The sequence below is a fragment of the Blastocatellia bacterium genome (assembly GCA_016713405.1).
Classification (GTDB): Bacteria; Acidobacteriota; Blastocatellia; order Chloracidobacteriales; family JADJPF01; genus JADJPF01.
On sequence record JADJPF010000022.1, the window covers coordinates 167,871 to 188,781 of the forward strand.

The 20,911-nt window shown below is 35.2% G+C and carries 14 protein-coding genes; 6 read left to right on the top strand and 8 right to left on the bottom strand.

The features are described 5' to 3' along the window. Nucleotides 1-5: 5 nt before the first annotated feature. Nucleotides 6-182, bottom strand: a complete 177-nt coding sequence (locus tag IPK14_22225; protein MBK7995987.1) for a hypothetical protein — start codon at nt 180-182, stop codon at nt 6-8. A gap of 93 nt (nt 183-275) precedes the next feature. On the opposite strand from IPK14_22225, the gene IPK14_22230 reads away from it, so the two are divergent. The 4 genes from IPK14_22230 to IPK14_22245 all read left to right on the top strand — a co-directional run bounded on the left by IPK14_22230 (nt 276) and on the right by IPK14_22245 (nt 6,173). After that, the gene (locus tag IPK14_22230; protein MBK7995988.1) at nt 276-2,996 is read left to right on the top strand and encodes an SBBP repeat-containing protein; all 2,721 of its coding nucleotides are present in this window, start codon (nt 276-278) and stop codon (nt 2,994-2,996) included. A 98-nt stretch (nt 2,997-3,094) separates the two neighbouring features. After that, nucleotides 3,095-4,102, top strand: coding sequence for a cation transporter (locus tag IPK14_22235; GenBank protein ID MBK7995989.1), 1,008 nt, complete (start codon nt 3,095-3,097; stop codon nt 4,100-4,102). Nucleotides 4,103-4,116: 14 nt separating this feature from the next. Beyond that, entirely contained in the window at nt 4,117-4,803 is a 687-nt protein-coding gene (locus tag IPK14_22240) for a histidine phosphatase family protein (protein ID MBK7995990.1), read from the top strand. Between the two features lie 131 nt (nt 4,804-4,934). Beyond that, complete coding sequence (locus IPK14_22245) at nt 4,935-6,173, top strand: GAF domain-containing protein (GenBank protein ID MBK7995991.1); 1,239 nt, start codon at nt 4,935-4,937, stop codon at nt 6,171-6,173. A gap of 33 nt (nt 6,174-6,206) precedes the next feature. Here IPK14_22245 and IPK14_22250 read toward each other — a convergent pair whose 3' ends face one another. Next, nucleotides 6,207-6,584, bottom strand: coding sequence for a hypothetical protein (locus tag IPK14_22250; GenBank protein ID MBK7995992.1), 378 nt, complete (start codon nt 6,582-6,584; stop codon nt 6,207-6,209). Nucleotides 6,585-6,919: 335 nt separating this feature from the next. Between IPK14_22250 and IPK14_22255 the strand changes: the two genes are divergently transcribed. Continuing rightward, on the top strand, nt 6,920-10,747 hold the full coding sequence (locus IPK14_22255; GenBank protein ID MBK7995993.1) for a hypothetical protein: 3,828 nt from the start codon (nt 6,920-6,922) through the stop codon (nt 10,745-10,747). Nucleotides 10,748-10,972: 225 nt separating this feature from the next. Here IPK14_22255 and IPK14_22260 read toward each other — a convergent pair whose 3' ends face one another. Next, complete coding sequence (locus IPK14_22260) at nt 10,973-14,608, bottom strand: AAA family ATPase (GenBank protein MBK7995994.1); 3,636 nt, start codon at nt 14,606-14,608, stop codon at nt 10,973-10,975. Continuing rightward, nucleotides 14,562-14,867 (bottom strand): protein kinase, encoded by a 306-nt coding sequence (locus IPK14_22265; GenBank protein MBK7995995.1) that lies wholly within the window; start codon nt 14,865-14,867, stop codon nt 14,562-14,564. The genes IPK14_22260 and IPK14_22265 overlap by 47 nt, the downstream gene beginning before the upstream one ends. A gap of 165 nt (nt 14,868-15,032) precedes the next feature. Here IPK14_22265 and IPK14_22270 point away from each other — a divergent pair, with 165 nt between their 5' ends. Beyond that, nucleotides 15,033-15,590 (top strand): hypothetical protein, encoded by a 558-nt coding sequence (locus IPK14_22270; protein ID MBK7995996.1) that lies wholly within the window; start codon nt 15,033-15,035, stop codon nt 15,588-15,590. Nucleotides 15,591-15,726: 136 nt separating this feature from the next. Here IPK14_22270 and IPK14_22275 read toward each other — a convergent pair whose 3' ends face one another. The 4 genes from IPK14_22275 to IPK14_22290 all read right to left on the bottom strand — a co-directional run bounded on the left by IPK14_22275 (nt 15,727) and on the right by IPK14_22290 (nt 20,852). Beyond that, nucleotides 15,727-15,933: a cold shock domain-containing protein gene (locus tag IPK14_22275; protein MBK7995997.1), complete on the bottom strand. Its 207-nt coding sequence runs from the start codon at nt 15,931-15,933 to the stop codon at nt 15,727-15,729. Between the two features lie 392 nt (nt 15,934-16,325). Then, nucleotides 16,326-17,195 carry an NAD(+)/NADH kinase gene (locus IPK14_22280; protein MBK7995998.1) on the bottom strand — a complete coding sequence of 290 codons (870 nt, stop codon included), beginning with the start codon at nt 17,193-17,195 and terminating at the stop codon, nt 16,326-16,328. Nucleotides 17,196-17,413: 218 nt separating this feature from the next. Further along, nucleotides 17,414-17,809 carry a hypothetical protein gene (locus IPK14_22285; protein ID MBK7995999.1) on the bottom strand — a complete coding sequence of 132 codons (396 nt, stop codon included), beginning with the start codon at nt 17,807-17,809 and terminating at the stop codon, nt 17,414-17,416. Between the two features lie 16 nt (nt 17,810-17,825). Further along, nucleotides 17,826-20,852, bottom strand: a complete 3,027-nt coding sequence (locus tag IPK14_22290; GenBank protein ID MBK7996000.1) for a sigma 54-interacting transcriptional regulator — start codon at nt 20,850-20,852, stop codon at nt 17,826-17,828. Nucleotides 20,853-20,911 lie beyond the last annotated feature (59 nt).

Below are 20,911 nucleotides of genomic sequence, written 5' to 3' on the forward strand. Positions count from 1 at the left end.
TGGTATTAAAGAAGAACGACGAGCGCGAAAAAAAGCTCTTTTAAGCTGTGAGGATCATCTAGCCCTGTAAAATCATAATTAGCGTCTAATAAATCGCCACAATGCTGACAATGATAGATTTTGCTAGTAATTGGGAATTTTTCCCGACAATTTTCACTTATACACTGTAAATAAGCTGTCATGAGTTTATCTTTCTTTAGAGGCAAATTTTTTTGAGCTATCTTATCAGAAATTTTCTGTTTTAATCAAAATCCTTCAACTGTTTAGGAGTTTCTATGGTTCGCCAGTTATTAATTTATCAAGCTATAAAGCTAGTTGTCCTAACATTAATATTAAGTTCATTTAGCTATTATTTAACTAACAATTATAAAAACATAACTAATAACATTTCTGCTAAAACTTCCTTAAAAGCCCCATTACCAATAAGTTTTGAAGAAAATTTAGGTCAAGCAGATAAGGAAGTGAAATTTATCTCTCATGGCAAGGACTACAACCTTTTGCTAACAAGCAGCAAAGCTATTTTACTAACAAATGCTAAAGAATTTGAGAGCCTAGAACTAGAATTTCTTGGAGCAAATAGCAATACTCAACTTATTGGAAAAAATAAACTAACCACTAAAACCAATTATTTATTAGGAGATAATGAAAATAATTGGCAAAAGTCTGTTAATAATTATAAAGAAGTCGTTTATAAAGAACTCTATCCAGGGATTGACTTAGTATTTTATGGGAAAGAAAAAAACTTAGAGTATGACTTAGTAGTTGCTCCAAAAGTTGACCCTGGTTTAGTAAAACTCCGCTTTCAAGAGCTTAATAACTCTCACCAAACATCTATTGAAATAGATAAACAAGGTGATTTACTAATTGAAACAAAAAGCGGCTTAGTCCGTCAGCATAAGCCTTTTATTTACCAAGAAATAGAAGGCCGTCAAATCGCTATTAATGGTAGTTATAAAAAACATAATGACAACACAATTGGATTTTCACTAGCAGAATATAACCAGGATTTTCCATTAGTTATTGACCCAGAAATTTCATTTTCTACTTACTTGGGCGGACAGCTAACCGACCAAGCCAGCGCGATTGCTGTTGATAGAGAAGGAAATAGCTATATTGTTGGAACAACTAGTTCAAATAACTTTCCTTTAGTAAAACCTCTACAAGCTAGTCCTGGTGGAGGCCCGCTAGATATTTTTATTGCTAAACTAAGTGCTGATGGTAGTAGCTTAGTTTATACTACTTATCTAGGTGGTAGCAGTATTGATCAAGCTTTTGATATTGCAGTAGATTCATCTAATAATATTTATATAACTGGTCTAACAATTTCCTCTAATTTTCCAACCAAATCAGCATTACAAGCCCAAAAAGGCGGCGGAGTTTTTGACGCATTTGTTACTAAAATAAATGCTTCTGGTAGTGAGTTAGTTTATTCAACTTATCTAGGTGGCAATGATGATGACCAAGGATTTTCCTTGGCAGTTAATCAACAAGGCAATGTTTTTGTTACTGGTAGCACTGCTTCGCGCAACTTCCCAGGAGTTACAGAAGGTGTCTTAAATGGCATTACAGATGGCTTTGTCACTGAGCTAAACCGACAAGGAACAGCCGTTATTTATTCTCGTTTCCTAGGTGGTAATGATGAAGACGAAGCCTCAAGTATTGCTATTGACTCTCAAGATAATGCTTATATTACTGGAGACACATTTTCCCCTAATTTTCCGGTTAAAGACGGTGTGCAAGCTAATTTAGCTGGCGGACAAGATGCTTTTATTAGCAAATTAAACCCATCTGGTGATGTTATTTATTCTAGTTATTTAGGAGGAACTGGAAATGATTCTGCTATTGATATTGCTGTTGATTTAGATGGAAATGCTTATATTACTGGCTCAACAGCATCAAGTAATTTTCCTATTAAAGATGCTTTACAAATAGCAAATGCTGGAGGTGGAGACGCATTTATTACTAAAATAACTGCAAATGGTAAGGAATTGATCTTTTCAACTTATTTAGGTGGAACACTTACAGATAATGCTAGTTCTATTGCTCTTGATCCATCAGGAAACATTTATGTTAGCGGAACTACTTTTTCAACTAACTTTCCTATGCTAAGACCTGTTCAAGATAAAAATAAAGGTAATAATGATGTTTTTCTAACTAAAATAAATTCTGTTGGTAATAACTTACTTTATTCTACTTACTTAGGTGGAGCAGGACAAGATGATAGCCTTGGAATTACAGTTGACACTTTAGGCACAACTTATTTAGCAGGAACATCTATTTCTACAGATTTTCCTGTTGTTAACGCTTTGCAATCAGTATCAGCAGGAACAGCAGACGCATTTATTGCAAAAATTCTTGAGCCACTTGGCCCACCAGTCCCAGATTTTTCTTTAAGTGTTACTCCTAGTACACAAAATATTTTTGCTGGTAGTGCAACTAGTTTTACTGTTAACTCTAGGTCAATAAATGACTTTAACCGTCCTATTAATTTATCTGTCAACTTAACACCATCTGCCAGTAATTTAACTAGTAGTTTTGCGGAAACCACAATAATTGCTGGTCAAAGTACAACTTTAACAATTAATACTGATGCTAACACTCCTGCTAGTAATTTCGTTATTACCATTACTGGAAGATCAGACGACCTTGTTCGCACAACTAGAGTTATGTTGATGGTTCAAATGCCTGCTCCAAACCCAGATTTTTCTATTAGTGTTAACCCTTCTCAAATTGATGTAAATCGTAGACAAACTACAACAGTCAATATTAATGTAAACCGAACAGGTAATTTTGCTGGAAACGTTACAATAACAACATCTAATAACATTCGTAAAATTTTGTTAACTCCGACTATGCAAAGCACTTCTGGGGCAAGCGTTAGTTTTAGCTTTAAGGTTAAACGCCGCGCTCCGCGAGGCACTCAACAAATAACTTTTGTTGGTAGGGATGATAATGGTCGGACTAGAATGGCAACTCTAATGCTAAATATTAGATAGATTTTAGGTATTTTAGCCTTACCTGTCTTAGTTTGGCTTGAGAGGTGGAAAAAACCTTAATGTTAAAGCTATACTAAGTCGGGTAAGGAGTAACATAGATGTCAGAAGTTAAACAATCCATTTGTTCAGTCTCTCATATTACTCACGACTGTTATAACTTAGAGCAAACTAATTGTAATAACTCTACTAAACATACTCATTCTGACGATCATTCACATCATAGCCATTTAGGACATCATCACGGCTTAGATCTTGAAAAAGTTAACCTAAAACTTAAAATTTCTACTTTTGTTACTGTGTTATTTGTAGTAATTCAAGTAGCAGCAGGGCTTTATACTAATAGTATTGCGCTAGTGTCTGATGCTATTCATAATTTTACTGACGCATTATCTTTGATTATTGCATTATTTTCTATTTGGTTACAAAAACGCCCTGTTAGCTTGTCAAAAACCTATGGCTACAATCGGGCAGGTATTTTAGCTGCCTTTATTAATTCTTCTAGCTTAATGGTAATAGTTGCATTTCTTTGTTATGAATCTGTAGAACGCTTGTTTAACCCTCGTCAAGTAGAAACACATACAATGTTTTGGGTAGCAATTGTTGGACTAATTATAAATATTGGTATTGGTTTAGCTCTACATAAAGATAGCCAGCACGATATTACAATCCGTAGTGCCTATATTCATATGTTAGGAGATGCTGCAAGTACAGTTGGGATTATTATTGGTAGTATTGCTATTTATTACACTGGTTATATGGTTATTGACCCAATTATTAGTCTTGGGATAAGTGCTTTAATTTTATGGACTTCCTGGGATATTTTACAAGAAACTGTTCATTTATTATTAGAAGGAACACCAAAAGGAATAAGTGTAGATAATGTTAGCAAAGCAATTGAAACTGTTCCAGGTGTTCAAGCTGTTCATCATATTCATATTTGGGCTATTGCATCACAAGTAACCGCGCTTAGTTGTCATATTCGAGTTAATGATATGAATTTAAGCAATTGTCAAGATTTATTACTAAAAATAAATACTATATTAAAAGATAATTTTCAGATAAATCATACTACTTTGCAGTTTGAAACAACTTCAGATAAAAATTAAAAAAGATTAAAAATATGGTGACAAAAATAACTTTAGTTAGACATGCTCAATCTACAGGTAATGCTAAAGAATGTTTTACAGGACAAACTGATGTAGATTTATCAGAACTAGGTCATAAGCAAGCAGAACTAACAGCACAAGCTTTGGCTGATGAACAATTTACGGCTATTTATTCTAGCGACTTAAAACGAGCTTATTTAACAGCTAAATTTATAGCTAAATTTCATAAGTTAGATATAACAACTACACCAGATTTAAGAGAAATAAATTTAGGTATTTTTCAAGGTAAAAGTTTTATAGAAGTAGAAAAAGAATACCCTGAAGAGTTTACAGCTATTTCCCGTCGGGACTTAAATGTAGTAATCCCAAATGGTGAATCTCATGGAATGCTGCGAGATCGAGTAATTAAAGCTTTTAATAAAATAATTTCTAATCATATTGGAGGAAATATTTTATTAGTTGTACATGGGGGAGTTATTTTTCATATTAATCATTATATTTTAGGGATTGCACCAACAGAAACTTTTCGTCTTTCCTATAAAATCTCTAATTGTTCTATAAGTTGTTATGAAATGATAGAAAAAGAGCGTTGGAGATTAGTATCTTTTAATGAAACAGCACACTTAAATGAGTTAAAACAAGCTAGAAGTGTTAATTCTCAATTTTTAACCACTAGCGAAAAAATTTTTGGTTGTAGTTAAATAAATAGTTGCCAAAGACCTATCTTGATAGATTGCATTTTTGCAAAGCAAAGCCTTATTATTGGCTTTTAAAACCAGCATTTATTCTTAGTCACATCTTAAAGTAAGTAATTTTACAAGGAGATTTTTTAATGAATAAAAATAATAATTTTGATTTTAAGGCATGGTATAACCAAATTATTTGGGAAAAACAGCGTTTAGAAACAGAATTAAATCGTATTAGTAAATTAACTAATATCTTAGATTCATTCATTAACGAACAAGAATCTCCTGAAGCACAGTCTACTGACGAAAACACACCTATAACAAACGAATTTGAACAATTAACAACAATAAACAAAAAAATACAACTGCTTTATTTTCTATTAGATACTGTTAGAACACTATCTGCTGAAGTAGATTCAGAAAGACGGCTAGATTTAATTATGGAAAAAGCAGCACAACTACTTAATGCTGACCGGAGTATGTTGTTTTTACTTGACCCTGAAACCAAACAATTATGCGCTCAAATAGTAGATGATCAAGGTCAGAAAAATATGAAATTCTTGCGTAATCTAGGTGTAGTGGGAATTGCAGCCACTAGCGGACGCACGCTAAGTGTTGCTGACACAACAAGAGATGCAAATTTCAAACCTGAAATAGATGAAAAACCTGCCTATCATGCTAAAAATATTATTGTAACTCCTTTAAGAGATTCTACTGGAACTATTTTTGGTGTTCTACAAGCATTAAACAAAAATGAAGGCCGTTTTACTCCTGATGATGAGTATCTTTTCCAGGCTTTTGCTACACAAGCATCAATGGCAATTAAAAACGTTGCTCCTGGTATTGGCGCACCTCCTTTGGTAAGTAATCCACTGCTTTTAATTATGAAGGCTCTTTCTACAGGTCTTGGAATAGATAATCTATTACAAGCATTGATGAAGAAAACTACCCAAGTAATGAACGCAGACCGTAGCACTTTATTTATGGTTGATTATGATAGACAAGAAATTTGGTCAAAAGTTGCTGAAGGTGCAGGTATTAGTGAAATACGTTTCCCTTTAGGAGTTGGAATTGCTGGACATGTTGTTAATACTAGCGAAATGGTTAATATTGCTGATGCCTATAAAGATCCTCGTTTTAACCAAGATATTGATGCTAGAACAGGTTATTACACTCGAACAGTCCTTTGCGCTCCTCTACTTGATGAAACAAATAGAGTTATAGGTGTATTGCAAGTTCTAAACAAAAAAGATGGAACATTTAGTAAACAAGATGAATTGTTAATTGGCGCATTTGCTAGCCAAGTAAGTAAAGTAGTTAAAAGCTCTCAATTAGTACTTAATTTACTTGCAATATTAGAAAGTGAACGTGCTTTTGTTAAATAAAATGGCGGGGCAAAAAAGGTATTTTGTTATTTTTTAGCTACCTGGAGAGGAGCGTTTTGCTACTTGCTCTTTTAGCATTAATACTCCAGAAATACGCTTGTTTTCTAGTTCTAAAAAGTGCATTTCTGTTTTTAGCCTCTCGATAGCTTCTTGATGTTTTTCATGGTTACTTTTTATTGCTACTTGAAAATTTTCTTGAACTTGTTTTAGCTGTTCTTCTAACTGTCTATTTGTTTCTATTAATGGGTTTATCTGAGTCAATTTATTGTTTTGTTCATTAAATTTTACCTGCATTTCTCCAATTTGCGATAAAAGTTCCCTAGTGCGATATATATGATAAAAACCTAATGGTACAGGTAAAATAAAACCCATTGCTGCTAGTAATCCTAACCAAAAAACTTCTCCCTCCAATTGATTTATCCTTTCTTTTGAGTTTGAGCATTATTAGCTTCACTATTTATAGAAGTTGAATTAGAAGGTTTTGATTCTTGAGCTAAAACACTTATGTTTAATATTAAAAATAATAAAGTACTAAAAACTAATTTTTTCATGTTAAAATCCGCTATTATAAGTATTTATTCGAGTTATAGCTTGATTATATTATTAAATAATTAATCTGCAATAGTAGAAACTTATTTTCCCGCTTGGGAAAAACTTTGTTGCTCCAAAACCTTTATTACTCTAAAATTCTACTTATTTACCTTCACCAATTTAAATTAAAGTCAAGTAATATAAGCTGAGGAATTATGCTTAATAATAAATTATCCATTTCTTTTGCAAAACGGATAGTGTTATTTTCCTTATTAATTTTACTCTTACTAGTAGCTTATCCTAATCCACAAACTGCACGACTAGATAATACAAAATTAACACTAACTCAAGCACAACAAGCCATTTACAAAACACCAGCAGATAAATTACATAATTTTGCTATTGTAGATGGTTCACTCCTCTGTGCAACAAACCTAGGATTATTAACTTTTGACGGGCAAAAATGGAAGCAATTGCTAGGAGAAGAAACTTTTGCTGTTAAAGTTATTAATGAAAATTTAATTATAGGAACAAGGGAAGGAATCAAAATTTCTACTGATGGTGGAAAAAACTGGTATCTTTCCAATGAAGGCTTAGCCAAAGGTCTAGTCCCATTAGCAATTGAAGTTACACAGGCAGATAAAACAATTTATATTGGAACAGATCGTCATGGGGTATTTCGTTCAATTGATAGTGGAAAATCTTGGCAAGCAAGCAATAAAGGGTTGCCTCCATCAATTGGAGTAAATCCTTTTGCCGTAGTTAAACGCTTGTCTATATCTCCAGATAACCCAAACTTGCTTTTTGCAGCAACTGATTCTGATGGACTTTATTTAAGTTTTAATGGAGGAGAAAACTGGCAAACAGCTAAATTAAATCTGCCAGGTGCATTTAGCCATAGAGTTATTCCACCTTTTATTAGCTTTGATAAAGAATCTCAAAGTATCTATACCTTGGTTAATTTCCCTATACATTCACATTTACTTGAAAACCGTGTTTATAAAAGTATTGATAATAGTCAAAGCTGGGACTTAATTGGAAAATTAGAAGCAAATCAAAATTTCTATGATTTTTCTGTCACCAATAATGTTGCTACAGTAAGAACTAACAAAGAACTTAAAACAATTGATCTAAATAAATTAGCAGAAGAAACCCGTAGAAGCTTTTTAACTCTCTCATCTATTCAACCTCTAGCAACAAGCGTTCCTGGTACAGAACCAGATTATGAAATAAATGATCTTGCTGTTTTACATGATGATGGTAGTTTTACTAGTTTTTTTGAGCAAAATCTAACAGGTTTTGGCAGGGAGATAACAAAACGTTTCTATCAGCGTCATGGGGATGATTATGACATTATTGTAACGTTTTTAGACCCAGATTATGGTTTTCCATTTGCTGCTGGAGCAGTAGCTTATAATGCTCCAATACAAAATCAAGTTGGAGGAATTGGACGTTCAACAGGTGTTTTTAACGGCGGCCCAAGTGCTTATGGTAGTAAGGGGCGACTACGTGCATTCTGTAATTTAAATTTAATTTCACAGTATCCTAATAATTTTAATGAAAGTTTCTTTTTTACTAATTCGGCTGTAGATGTTCTTAGCCATGAAATGGGACATACATGGTCAGCTTTCTTAGATTTTGATGATAACGGTCTAACTGGTGATGAGCTTTTAGGTCGTCAACTTGCTCATTGGAGTTTCTTTTTTAACTCTGGCTCTTCTCAATTAGAAGGAAATTCTTACCAAGATTTAGGTAATGGTAATTTCCGCATCAATGGTGCTACTTCTCGTTATAATGATTTTGATCTTTATGCAATGGGGTTAAGCTCTGGTGTTGGTAATGCTTTTATTGTTAGTAGCCCCACAAATATAGATCCACAACTAACTTTAGATGGAGTTAACCCTTTAGATATTAGTCTATTAGAAAATCGTGGACTACCTCCTTTAGCTCCACCTGATTTTCCTACTCTTACTGTAACAGGTACTCGTAAAAATGTTACTTTAGCTGATGTGACTAAAGTAGAAGGCCCTCGTATCCCAAGCCAAGAAAGCGGAAACTTAAAAATTGCGTTTGTTTTAATTGCCCCTCCTGGAAAAGAACCTAAAGACCAAACAATAGAACAAGTTAACAACTTGCGTAAAGCCTGGATTAGTCAATTTTCCTCAATAACCAATAATAGACGTAAAGTAGATAGTTCCATAGCGTTTCAAGGTGTCTCAGACACTACTCCACCTCAAATAGTTGTTAAAGGCCCAAGTGGTGGTGATGTTGTTCCAGCAGGCGCAATTATTACTATTAGCTGGGATTCAAAGGACAATAACACTATTGCTAAACATGATATTCTTATGTCCTTAGATGGTGGTCAAACTTTCCCAATTGAAGTAGCTAAACTACTTAATGGCACAACTCAGGAATTTGATTATGCTTTACCACCAGAGCTATTTTCATCTAATGCAAGCATTAAAGTCATAGCTGTTGTCCATGCTGGCAATAGAGCCGATGACACAACTGATATTGCTTTTCAAATTGAGAGAGAAACCACTCCTCCAACAGTTAAAGTAAATAATCCTAATGGAGGTGAGCAAATTCTTGCAGGCTCCCCTTACTTAATTACATGGACTTCTACGGATAATGGCATGTTACAAAGCCATGACGTTAATGTTTCTTTAGATGGTGGCAAGACTTTTCGTAGCATTTTTAGTGGTATACCGGGTCGTACTCAAAGCTTTATTTGGCAAGTTCCAGCAGATTTAGTTGCTAGTGATGCCCGAATCCAAGTTGTTGCTAAAGATTCTGTTGGAAATATTGGAAATGATACCTCAGACAAATCCTTCTCTATAGTTCCAAAAGACAACACTAACCCACAAGTAAAACTGCTTAGTCCTTTGGGAGGTGATAATCTGCAAGCTAGTGGCAGATTTAATATTACTTGGACTAGTTCAGATAACCTTAAAGTAGCAAGTCATGAATTACAGTTATCTACTAATGGTGGACAAAGCTTTGACACAATTATTGCTACTGGCTTAAGTGCTGCAACACAAAACTTTATTTGGCAAGTTCCAGATTTAGAAATTACTACTGCTCGTGTCCGTATAACTGTTAAAGATGAACAAGATAACGTTGGACAAGACACAACTGCCAACTTAAATATTACTAGACGTGATGTTACGGCTCCAACAGTTAGAGTAATTTCTCCTAATGGCACAGAGAATATTAATGCAGGTGAAAATTTACAAATCAACTGGCAAGTTTCAGACAATGTAGCCATACAGTCACAAAGCATTAGCCTTTCTTTAGATGGTGGAACTAGTTTTTCTACTACTATAGCTGATGGCCTACCAGCTAATACTAATAGTTTTACATTTAAGCTACCAGATACAATTCAATCCACACAAGCAAGAATTAGAGTAACTGCTATAGATACTGCTAATTTAGCTGGTAGCGATGTTTCTGATGCTAACTTTATTATTAATGGTAAGGACACTGTAGCACCTAAAGTAACAGTAGTTTCTCCTAATGGTGGCGAAGTAATTGCTAATAGTGAGCCTGTTAAAATTACGTGGCAAGTTTCAGACAACTTAGCTGTCACTTCTCAAGATATACAAATATCTCTTGATGGCGGTGTAAGCTATAGAACTCTAAATAGCGGCTTAGCAGGAAATATTCAAGAATTTATTTTAGACCTAAAAACCCTTCAAAGTGAGCAAGCTAAAATAAAAATTGTTGCTCGTGACAACCAAAATAACATTGGTTCAGATGAAAGCAATAATGTTTTTGCCCTTTTAGCTAAACCAAGCATTTTGGATGTTAAATATAATTCTACTAGCCAAAACCTAAATATTTTTGCTAGTGGCATATCTGCAAATACAACAGTAGAAATTAATGGGCAAGCCATCCAATCAACAGCCAAATTTAAGGCTAAGAAAGGTAATTTAGTATTAAATGGTAGCCTAGCTGTATTAAATTTACGTAGTGGCGATAATATTATTTTAGTCAAAGAACGGGGATTAGTATCAGGTGCCTTTAAGCTAAATATTAGGTAGCCTAAAAATTACCAAGGGGCGAAAGAGTTTTTCAGCACCAAGAAAAACTCTTTCACTGCTTTGCAACTTTAACTGTGTATTAAAAATTATAATACCTGCCAAATTTAAGTTAATACAGCGTAAACTAAGTAGTCTTATATTCTTAAATCTTAAGCCCCAGCGAGGCGGCATATTTGTAGTGCAGGGCTTCAACCTTACGTATGATAGCGCAGCATAACTCTGTAGTTAATTAGAACCCTTCCATTTTCCGGGAGCAGACACATTAATAATTTTTTCTGGGGCAACAAATTTTTCTTTTGCAAACCAATCCATTGCTCTTTTTTGCAAGGCTTCTTTTTCTGATGTGTCAATTAATTGGCTACGACGATACCAACAAACGGCTAAATAAAGCTCCATTTGTGTAGTTTCAAAACCAACTTCAGCATCTAGCAAATAATTAATAGCCTGCTCTTTCTGCCCACGAATATCAGCAATTGAAGCAAGAATTAAACTAGCCAAAGCATTTCCCCAAGAGGCTTTTTCTTTATAAATTCTTTTTGCATCCTTTTGAGCTATTGTTAAATATTTGTTGGGGTCTTGTTGGCTATTTTGTGCTTGTGTTGCTAGTGCTAAAGCTGTTCGTGCGCGAAAATGAAAAGATTCAATTGCAATAATTTGTGTACGAAGGAAAAAAGAGCTACTTAAAGCAGGCCAAATTTTTTGGATACGTTGCCAAGCCGATTCAAAATTATTTTGATATAGATCTATTTCTACTTCTGTGTAAAGTCTCCAATAATGTTGGAGGTCAAAACTTTTTCTTACCCAACTTGCCATTGCTGCTTTAATTTCCTTGCTTGCTTCTTCTGGCTCATCAGCCGCTAGAAAAACCATATGTGACCAGATCCGCAAATTAGTAGCAGCAAATAAATCTCCTCGCTCCTGTGCATCTTTTAAGAAAGTAGAAAGTTGTTGAGTAAGCTCTGTAATTTTGCCTAAAAAAAGCAGAGTACGAACAAGAAAATAATGTGCTGTGTCCATCTCCCAAGTCACATTGGTACATTGTTCTTGTAAAATAGGCTCTGCTTTAGTAAACAATTGATAAGATTTTGCCCAATTGCCCTGCATATAAGCAGCAAAACCTGTTTCAAGTATTGAAAGCGCGGTTGTATGAGGCCGATTTATCTTTTTTGCTAATACCAAAGCTTGATGACAAAGTTGGTTAGTAAATACTTGACTACGAGAACCTTCTGTAGCTGAATGTCCTATTTCTAGAGCTAATGCACGAACTACGCGATAAGGTTCGCCAGCATTAAGAGCCATAAGCAAATGTCGTGCTTGAAAATCTATTGCTCGTTTGGTGTTAACATAGGCTAGTCCAACAATTGCAGACCAACAAACATCAATTCTTAAAAGTTCTTTACTATCTACTTCTTTTTCGGCACGTTCCTTAAATCCTAGTCCGCGTAACCAAACTTGAAAACGTGTAAATAAATAAGAAAGCAATGCTCCTTGAGTGGTTTCTGGTAATTTTATATCTACTTTTGCTAAAACTTTACGAAGTACAGAAATTCCTTCTTTAATATAACCATTAATTAAAAATTGCTCTGCTGCACGCCTTTCTAACTCAATTGCATCGCTACTTATAGCAGTTTTAGCAGCAATTAAATATGCTTGTGCTGCTTCGGCTCCACGACCAGCATTAGCTAAAGCATCTCCTAATTTAACTTGCAGTTGCTGTTCTTTTTCCTTTGGATTTAGACCCAAAGCCATTTTATAAAATCGTGCAGCATTATCAAAGGCAAGTGCTTTTGTTGCTTCCTCAGCAGCAACAATTGTGTAATACAATGCTTTTTCTACTTCTCCCGCAGCATTAAAATGAATCGCTAAACTCTTAGCATCTAGCTCGTTAGGTGTTTCTAGAGCCATTGCTAAATCCTTATGATATTCCACTCGTTCCAAATCTTTAATTTGGGAAATGACACTTTCTCTAACACCTTCATGATAAGGAACTAGCTTTTCTCCTGACTCATTGCTAATTACTCTAATTAAGCGGCCTACCCTAAGCAAAGAAAATGCTTCTTGTTCGTGAGAGTCTAATTTTACAGCCTTTTTAACAATTTGCCTTTCTATAGGTTGATCAGCAATTGCCACTAATTCTAAAAGCCGTTTAGCATCTTTTGGCAGTTGTAAAACTCTTTGTTTAACTACACGTTTAATTAAAGAAAATCCACTTTCAGAAAGGCTATTTTCTCCAATACTGCTTATTAGTTCATCATCAATACTAGAATAACGAGCAAGTTCATCAATCAATAAAGGAATACCTTTAGATTCTTCTGCAATAATTTCTGCTAATTTTTTAGTATTAGGTTGTTTATCGCTAAGTAGTGATAGGGCTAGCTCTTTGGCCGAGCTTAAAGATAATTCCTTAATAGCAATTTCTCGTGTATCAATAGCAGTTGCAGCCATAAATTGAGCATTAAAAAGATGTTTTAGAAGTAAACTATTTTCTTTATCTTCAATTCTATAGCTTGCAATTAAAAGCATTTCTGGTGCTTCAGGTGGACGAAGCAGTTCACTAAGTAAAACTCCACTGTCAACATCACCCCATTGCAAATCATCAATAAAGATAACTAAGTCCCGTTTATCGGCTAAGCGTGCAAGTAGCTCTCTTAGGGCTGAAAATGCTCGACGGCGCAGTTCTTGAACATTAGGAATATCTACTAGTCTCTGACGAATAGATGTAGCAGCTAAAACTGGTTTTAATACAGGAAAAAGCCTTGCTAAAACAGCCATATCTCTAGGCAGCAAGGCTTCTACTTCTGTTGTTGGTAGGCGTTTTAAGTATTGGCTTAAAGCATCAATAACACTATCTAAAGCTTTATAAGGAACATTTTCTTGACCATAACAACGCCCAAGTAAAACTACTAAATTTTGTTCTTTACTTTGTAGTTCATCAATAAAGTAATTGATCAAAGCTGTTTTACCAATGCCCGCACGACCTGGTAAATAAACTGTGACTGCATTACCAGCTTGCACAGTTTGAAAAGCATCCATTAAAGCAGCTAATTCCGTTTGTCTACCGCTTAAAGTGGTGTTTCTTGCTCCACTGCTAGCAACAATAGCAATGCTTTGCTCATCCTTGCCTAAACGCCGTAAAACTTCATCACCGCTTGGACGCAAAGCCGGATCACGGAACAAAAGTTCTTGACAAAGCTGATTTAAGTCTATAGGTACATTTTTTACTAGTTCCGATGGTGCTATAGGGTCTGTAGTTTGTCTTTTAATTAAAATATCCAAAATAGAACCTGTAAAAGGAGTCCGACCTGTTAAGGCTTCATAAAGAATTACACCTACACTATACCAATCAGAAGCCTTGGAAACAGATGATTTACTGCCTTGTTCAGGTGACATATAGGCTGGCGTACCAACAATATTCATACTTTCATGAATACCTTTTCCAGCAATTTCAACTGCCAAACCTAAATCCAAAATAACTACTCGACCCTGTGGAGTAACCAAAACATTAGAAGGTTTTAAGTCTCGGTGTAACTTTCCTGCTTCGTGTAAAACAAATAAGCCTTCTGCCAACTGTCGTAAAGCCGAGCGTAAGCGGCTTTCATCCAAAGAAAACTCTAAAAAATGAACGTCTGTAGATTCATTAGCAATCTTTTGGCTAATTATATTAAAGTCCTGACTACTAATTTGCTTTTGGGTTAAAGTCTTTTCCTGCTGTAATGTGTTTGACGGGTTTTTCTGTGTTAGTATTTCTTCCCCATCTGCTACACGTACTGTGTTTGCATTAATAATAGAATCTATGGACTCTAAACCTTTTTTATTATTCCAAAGATATTCTAGAAAATTTACCCCTTGAACTAGCTCCATGGTAAAAAAACCACTGATCTTCATCTGACATTAGTTCATAAAGAGAAACTAAATTATGATGATGGATGTCGGCTAGAGTGCGAAACTCTTGCTTAAAGCGATAAAGAGATTCTGCATCTGTTTGATGAAGCGTTTTTAAGGCTACAATGGTTTTACGCTCTTGATCAAAGACTTGATAAACGCTGCCAAAGCCCCCAGAGCCAAGTTGACGTTGTAATTGAAAACGTTTTGTACCAGTAAATTCAGATTTTATACCCATTAAAATTTTTATTAATTTTTGTTGAAAAACTTCTTTTCTTGACTTGTTAAATTGCTTTAATTATCTAAAAATATTAAGAATTATCTAGCCTATTTAGCATTGACACTAAAATAACTTGGGCTACACTAAAAACAAACTCAAAGCCAATTTCCGGGGACGTTAACCTTGACAACAGACGAATACTTAGACCGATTAGAAGATGATATGCGAAAATTACGCATAGAGTTTGATGTCTTCTTTAATGGTGGGGCAAAGAAACCGCCTTATGATACCAAAAATCGTGTAGAATCGCTAATCAAACGTTTTAGTGATGATCGTAATATGAGTTTTTCACAACGTTTTCGCTATAACTCTCTAGTAGCACGTTATACTTCTTTTCGTGAACTATGGCGTAGAAATATGCAAGCTTATGAGGAAGGTCAAAACCCTAATGCTAAATTAGCAGGCACTTTTGCTGAACGTCCCAGCGGGGGTTCTAGTTCTACTGTAGCACCTCCTGCTACTACGGCTAGAGCAGGATTTAGAGCAACAACTGTTATTTGTAAGGATCCACAACAAGAAGTTGATAAAGTTATTTCGCTTTATAATAGTGTGATTGATGCTAAACGCGCTTGTGGAGAGCCAACAGACAAACTTTCCTTTGAGCAATTCCATAAAATTATTGTAGTTCAAAGCTCAAAACTAAAAGCCAACTTCAATGTCCATCAATTAGTTTTTCAGTAGAAATTGATCAAGGTCAAGTAAAATTTAAGGCTAAAGGAAATACTTAAACAGATATTTAAATAATATAAAAATAAGAAAAGCCCTGACACTTCGGTAGTAGTGTCAGGGCTTTTTTAGCAGTAACCGCTAGCAGAAGTTATATTTTAATAACATTTTCTGCTTGAGGTCCTTTTGGGCCTTGTGTAATCTCAAATTCGACCATTTGTCCTTCATTTAAGGATTTATAGCCATCTTCTTTGATTGCTGAGTAATGTACAAATACATCACTGCCGCCAGGTTGTTCAATAAAACCATAGCCTTTGCTATTATTGAACCATTTTACTTTTCCTTGGGTTCTTGACATAAAACTGCTTTCCTCCTCTGATATTACGTGTGCCACAAACTTGCGTTAAGAAGGCTTGGCGTGTCTAGTATCAAATAACCCCATCAAACCCTTAGTAGCAAACTAATAGCCGCCAAAGGAGGAGTTTAAATTCCTCTGGCGGCTATAGTTACTTTTTTTGATTATGATAGCGGTACTGCACAAAACAAACTACCTAAAAACCAATACTTTTACTAATAAAATCTGCGTCACACAACTTGGGGCGTATAGTATCCGCTATGGATCAATATGTCAAGAAGAATGTCACCCATTTAACCTAACTAACTGCTAAAGCAAATTATATTAATACTTTACTTGCTTTTTTATGGTCATTTATGATTAGTTTTTATCACCTTTAATTTTAATTAACTAGATCATCCGCCCCAGCTTAACTTACTCTTTAGTATACTAAAGTAGTTTTTATTTGGTGATTGAATTAAGTGGAAGTAATTTTTATTTTTACGAACACTAATACGATCTTGATATTTTAAGGAAAAACCTATCTGACCATCTAAAGTTAAAGTTACTTCCTCGCGTGGTGTCATTAAAATTAATTCAATTGGTTCTTCATCTGAAATTACAAGTGGTCGATTAGTTAAAGTATGTGGACAAATTGGAGTAATTAGCATTGCATGAATACTAGGATGAATTAAAGGCCCCCCGGCTGAGAGAGAATAAGCAGTTGAGCCAGTAGGAGTAGAAATAATAAGGCCATCAGCGCGAAAACGTGTAATTAATTGTCCTGTCACCCAACATTCTAAATCTATCATTCTAGCTAATGCAGATTTATTTACTACTACATCATTAAGCACTACACCGTTAGCTATAAGCTGACCATTACGGGTTACTTGTGCATCTAGTTGGACTCGTTTTTCTATTTGATATTCATTATTTATTACTTTTTCAAGCATTGGAAAAAGTTCTTCTACTGAAAATTCTGTCAAATAGCCAAGCAGCCCAAAATTAATCCCCATAACAGGAACACATCGCCCAGCTAGTAGCCTAGCAGTTGCTAGCATTGTTCCATCACCACCTAAAACAATAATTAATTCTGATCTTTGGGCTAGTTCCTCACGAGAAACTAAAGATAAAGAATGATTATGATTAAGAAATTTACGTGTAGATTCTTCTACTAGGAAAGTAACACCCTTTTTAGTACACCATTTGCTTATGTCTGCAACTAGTTGCCAAGCATTTTTTATATTTGGTTTTACTAGTGCGCCAATACAATTAATCCGGCTCATTTTTATCCTGTTCAAAGTTTATTTCTATAGAATTACTGTTAGATTCATTATTAGATTTATTGAGTTTTGATTGTATTTCTTCAGCAATTTTTACTAGCCAAACAGGAATAGTAGCATAAGTTAATGGTTCTTGGTTGTTATATACACGATTATTAAGTTGTTCTACACGTCGTTCTACTTGTGCAAAAGCCTTTGTATCAGGCAGATCTTGCCAATCTTCATAACATCCATAGTTGAATACAAGGAGCAGGTTTAGCTTTCCAATGAACTAAACAACCAATTCCAGTTTCAAATAAAGGGCAGCTATAGGTTTGGCTAAAAGTATCTCCTAGCTCACTTAAGTTATAAGTTTCAATGCTTTCTTTTGCTCGGTTGATAATTTCTAGAAATTTTTCTTGATTAACCCGCGAGCTATTTTTTAGGGTTTGCCAGATGGCTAAGGCTTCTAAACGAGTGATGTTAACATTAACAAAACTTGAATCCTTACAACAAACTGTTTGACAAGTGCGACAATCTTTTGCTTTAGCTGTATAGTTTTGATTGATATAGCGAGAAAACCCTTGTTTTACTCGTCGTAGTTGTACCAGGGCTTGTGTCTGAGTCATATTTTTCATAATTATTTATGGCTAATTAATCATTATCATCGATATCTGGACTAACAATATTTAATCTTTTTTTCTTTAAGATTAGCCCTTGACGAGTTAGGCCAAGATCTTTTGCTGCACGAGTAATATTACCGTCATGACGTTTTAGAGTTTGTTCTATCATATAGCGTTCCAGACTATCTACAGCTTCAGACAAAGTAGTTGTGCTACTTAAATCCATAAGACTTTGCCACATTCCGCTACTAGAACCGCCTTTTGGTTGTAGAATTTCTGGGGAAAGATGTTCTGGGATAATCAACATTCCATCTTCAGTAAGGGCGGTAACTCGTTCCATCTCATTTTTTAATTGTCGAACGTTACCGGGCCAAGGAAAAGCTATTAGTGCTTCCATAGCCTTAGCTGAAAGGGTTAATTGCTTATTACATTTTTTAGAAAAATCTTCTAAAAAGAAATTTACTAATATTGGGATATCTTCTTTTCGTTCTCGTAGTGAAGGGATATGGATACGAATTACATTAAGTCGATGAAAAAGGTCTTCCCGAAAAAGCCCTTCTGAAACACATTTTTCTAAATCTCGGTTGGTAGCAGCAACAATTCTTACATCAGCTTTTACAGGTCGATCCTCGCCTACGGGATGAATTTCATGTTCCTGGAGAAAGCGTAACAATTTAGGTTGGACATGCATGGCAAGTTCGCCAATTTCATCTAAAAACAAAGTTCCACCCGTTGCAGCACGAACAATGCCTAAACTATCTTTATCTGCCCCAGTAAACGCGCCTCGACGATGACCAAAAAGCCGACTTTCTACTAATTCGGCTGGTACTGCGGCACAATTAAAAGGTAAAAAAGGTTTTTCTGCTCTTTTACTATTATTATGAATACTACGCGCAATTAGCTCTTTACCTACTCCTGATTCTCCAGTAATTAAAACTGTTACATCTGAAGAGCGGATTTTTTGGATTCGCTCTAGCACTTTATTCATTGACGCGGACTGAGTAATAAAAGTAGCAAAAGCCTTTGAGGAAACAGCTTTTACGGCTGTTGTATTTGTTCGGTTTGTACTACTGCGGGCTAGACTTCTTAATGTGCAATTTTCTAAACCTTGCTCAACTAGTTTTATAAGCGACTCAAAATGTCCAATTCTGGCGGGATTTTTAGCTCGGTCAATTGTGGTGTATAAAATAAAGCGGCGTGCAGGAATGTCTGACTGGTTAGTATTATCTGATAGCAACCTAACTTTTACGCCTTCTGGTAGTTGTTGGCTTTTATTTAGAAAGCCTTGAACTTGTTCTGTAACTCGATCTACCACTTTTTGATCTGCACCACGAGCAGTAATTAGTTTTAAGCTATTATCTTGAGCCAAATCATAAATTATTGCTTGCTCATTTAATTCATCTCGAATAATAGTAGCAAGTTCACGTAGCAATAAGTCATGTGAAGAAGTAGCGGCAATTAAACGCTCAACCACTAGGGCATCAAGTGTCAACATTGGCAGATAAAGACGACCAGACATAGAAGTTCGTCTCATATCTTCAATAGCTGCTACAGTTTTAGCGCGAGCCGGTTCAGCACGTAGATCAGAAAAAATCTTTAATGCTTTCTCTAAATGGCCTCTAGCCCGCTGCCTATCGGCAGTTTGTGATAGCACTAGCCCTATTTCATAATGAGAAAGACCTGCCTCATAGTTATAACTAATAGATTCTAAAATAGAAATACTTTGGGCAAGTGTAGAAATAGCTTGATCTTGAATTGCTTGTTGAGATTTAAGTTTCCCTTCAAGCCTGGAAACTATTCCAGAATGATAAAGATTTGGACTATCTTTCAAAAGCTTTTGGGCATTTTTTAAGCATTCTTCTGCTTCTGTAAGCTTATGTAGAGCAATATAAGTTTCTCCTAAATAGCCGTAAGTTTCTGCCATATCAACAATACGACCTATTTTAGTTTCAATTGCTAAACAATGCTGAATATTGTTTAAGGCCCCTTCATAGTCAGCACGAGTAAAGGTCATTTGCCCAAAGGCTAACCAACTAGCAGCTTCCAGGGATTTTGCACCGCTTTCTACTGATAAAGTTAAAGCTCGTTTTAGGCTGCTTTCTGCAAGTTCAAATCGCCCTTGAAGAAAATGCAGTTTTCCTAAAGTAATAAATACAGCAGCCTCATCACGTCGGCTTTGTCCACCTTTTAAGAGACGCATTGCAGATTGAATAGTAGATTCGGCCCTTGACCAATCACCAGTAAAAAGCAAAGCATCTGCTAAATTATTGTAGGCTAATGCACTAAAGTTTTTATCCTCTACATGCGACCAATGTTCTATAGCACGTTCATATTTTTGTACAGCTTTATGGATATTGCCTTCTTCAGTGTCGATAAAAGCTAAATTGCTAAATAATTTTCCTAAAATTAAATGGTCTGGAGGTGTTAATTGGTGGTCTTCTTCTTGTTCAAGAAGACTTAATCCCATTAAACAATCCTTTTTAGCTTCCTCTTGTCGGCCTTCAGTGCTATCAACTAAAGATAAATTCCAGTAAGTTTGTGCTAGTGAACGCACATCATTAACTAGACGTTGGGACTCCAGGGCAGTTAATAAATAATCTCGTGAGATTGAATATTCATCAATCATCCAATAAACATAACCTAGCAAAGCATTAGCTGTACCAATACCAGCATCAAAGCGAAGCTGTGAATAAATACGTAAACTATTATTAGCATATGAGATAGCTTTGGGAGGCTCATTTAGCCAACGATACAGGCTAGCTAAACGAAATAGCACTTGTGCCATGTTTGGGCGAGGAATATCTAGTAGATTGACGCTTACCTCATACTTAGAAAGCGTTTTTAAGGCTTCTTGGTAGCGGCCAACATTTTCTAAAAGTTCAGCTAATTGACAACGAACTTCTACTTCCTGTTCAGTAGTTATTCTACCTGTAATTAAGACTTCACTAAGTAGAGCAATAGCTTTTTCACTATCACCACTTTTTAGTGCTATACGTCCAGCAGTTAATTTTTCTGTTAACTCTGTTGAGAGTACAACCCATCGGCCTGTTGTCATCATGTGTCCTCATTTTGGTTAGCTGTAATTTGCTAATTTATATATTTTTTAATGCTAACCAT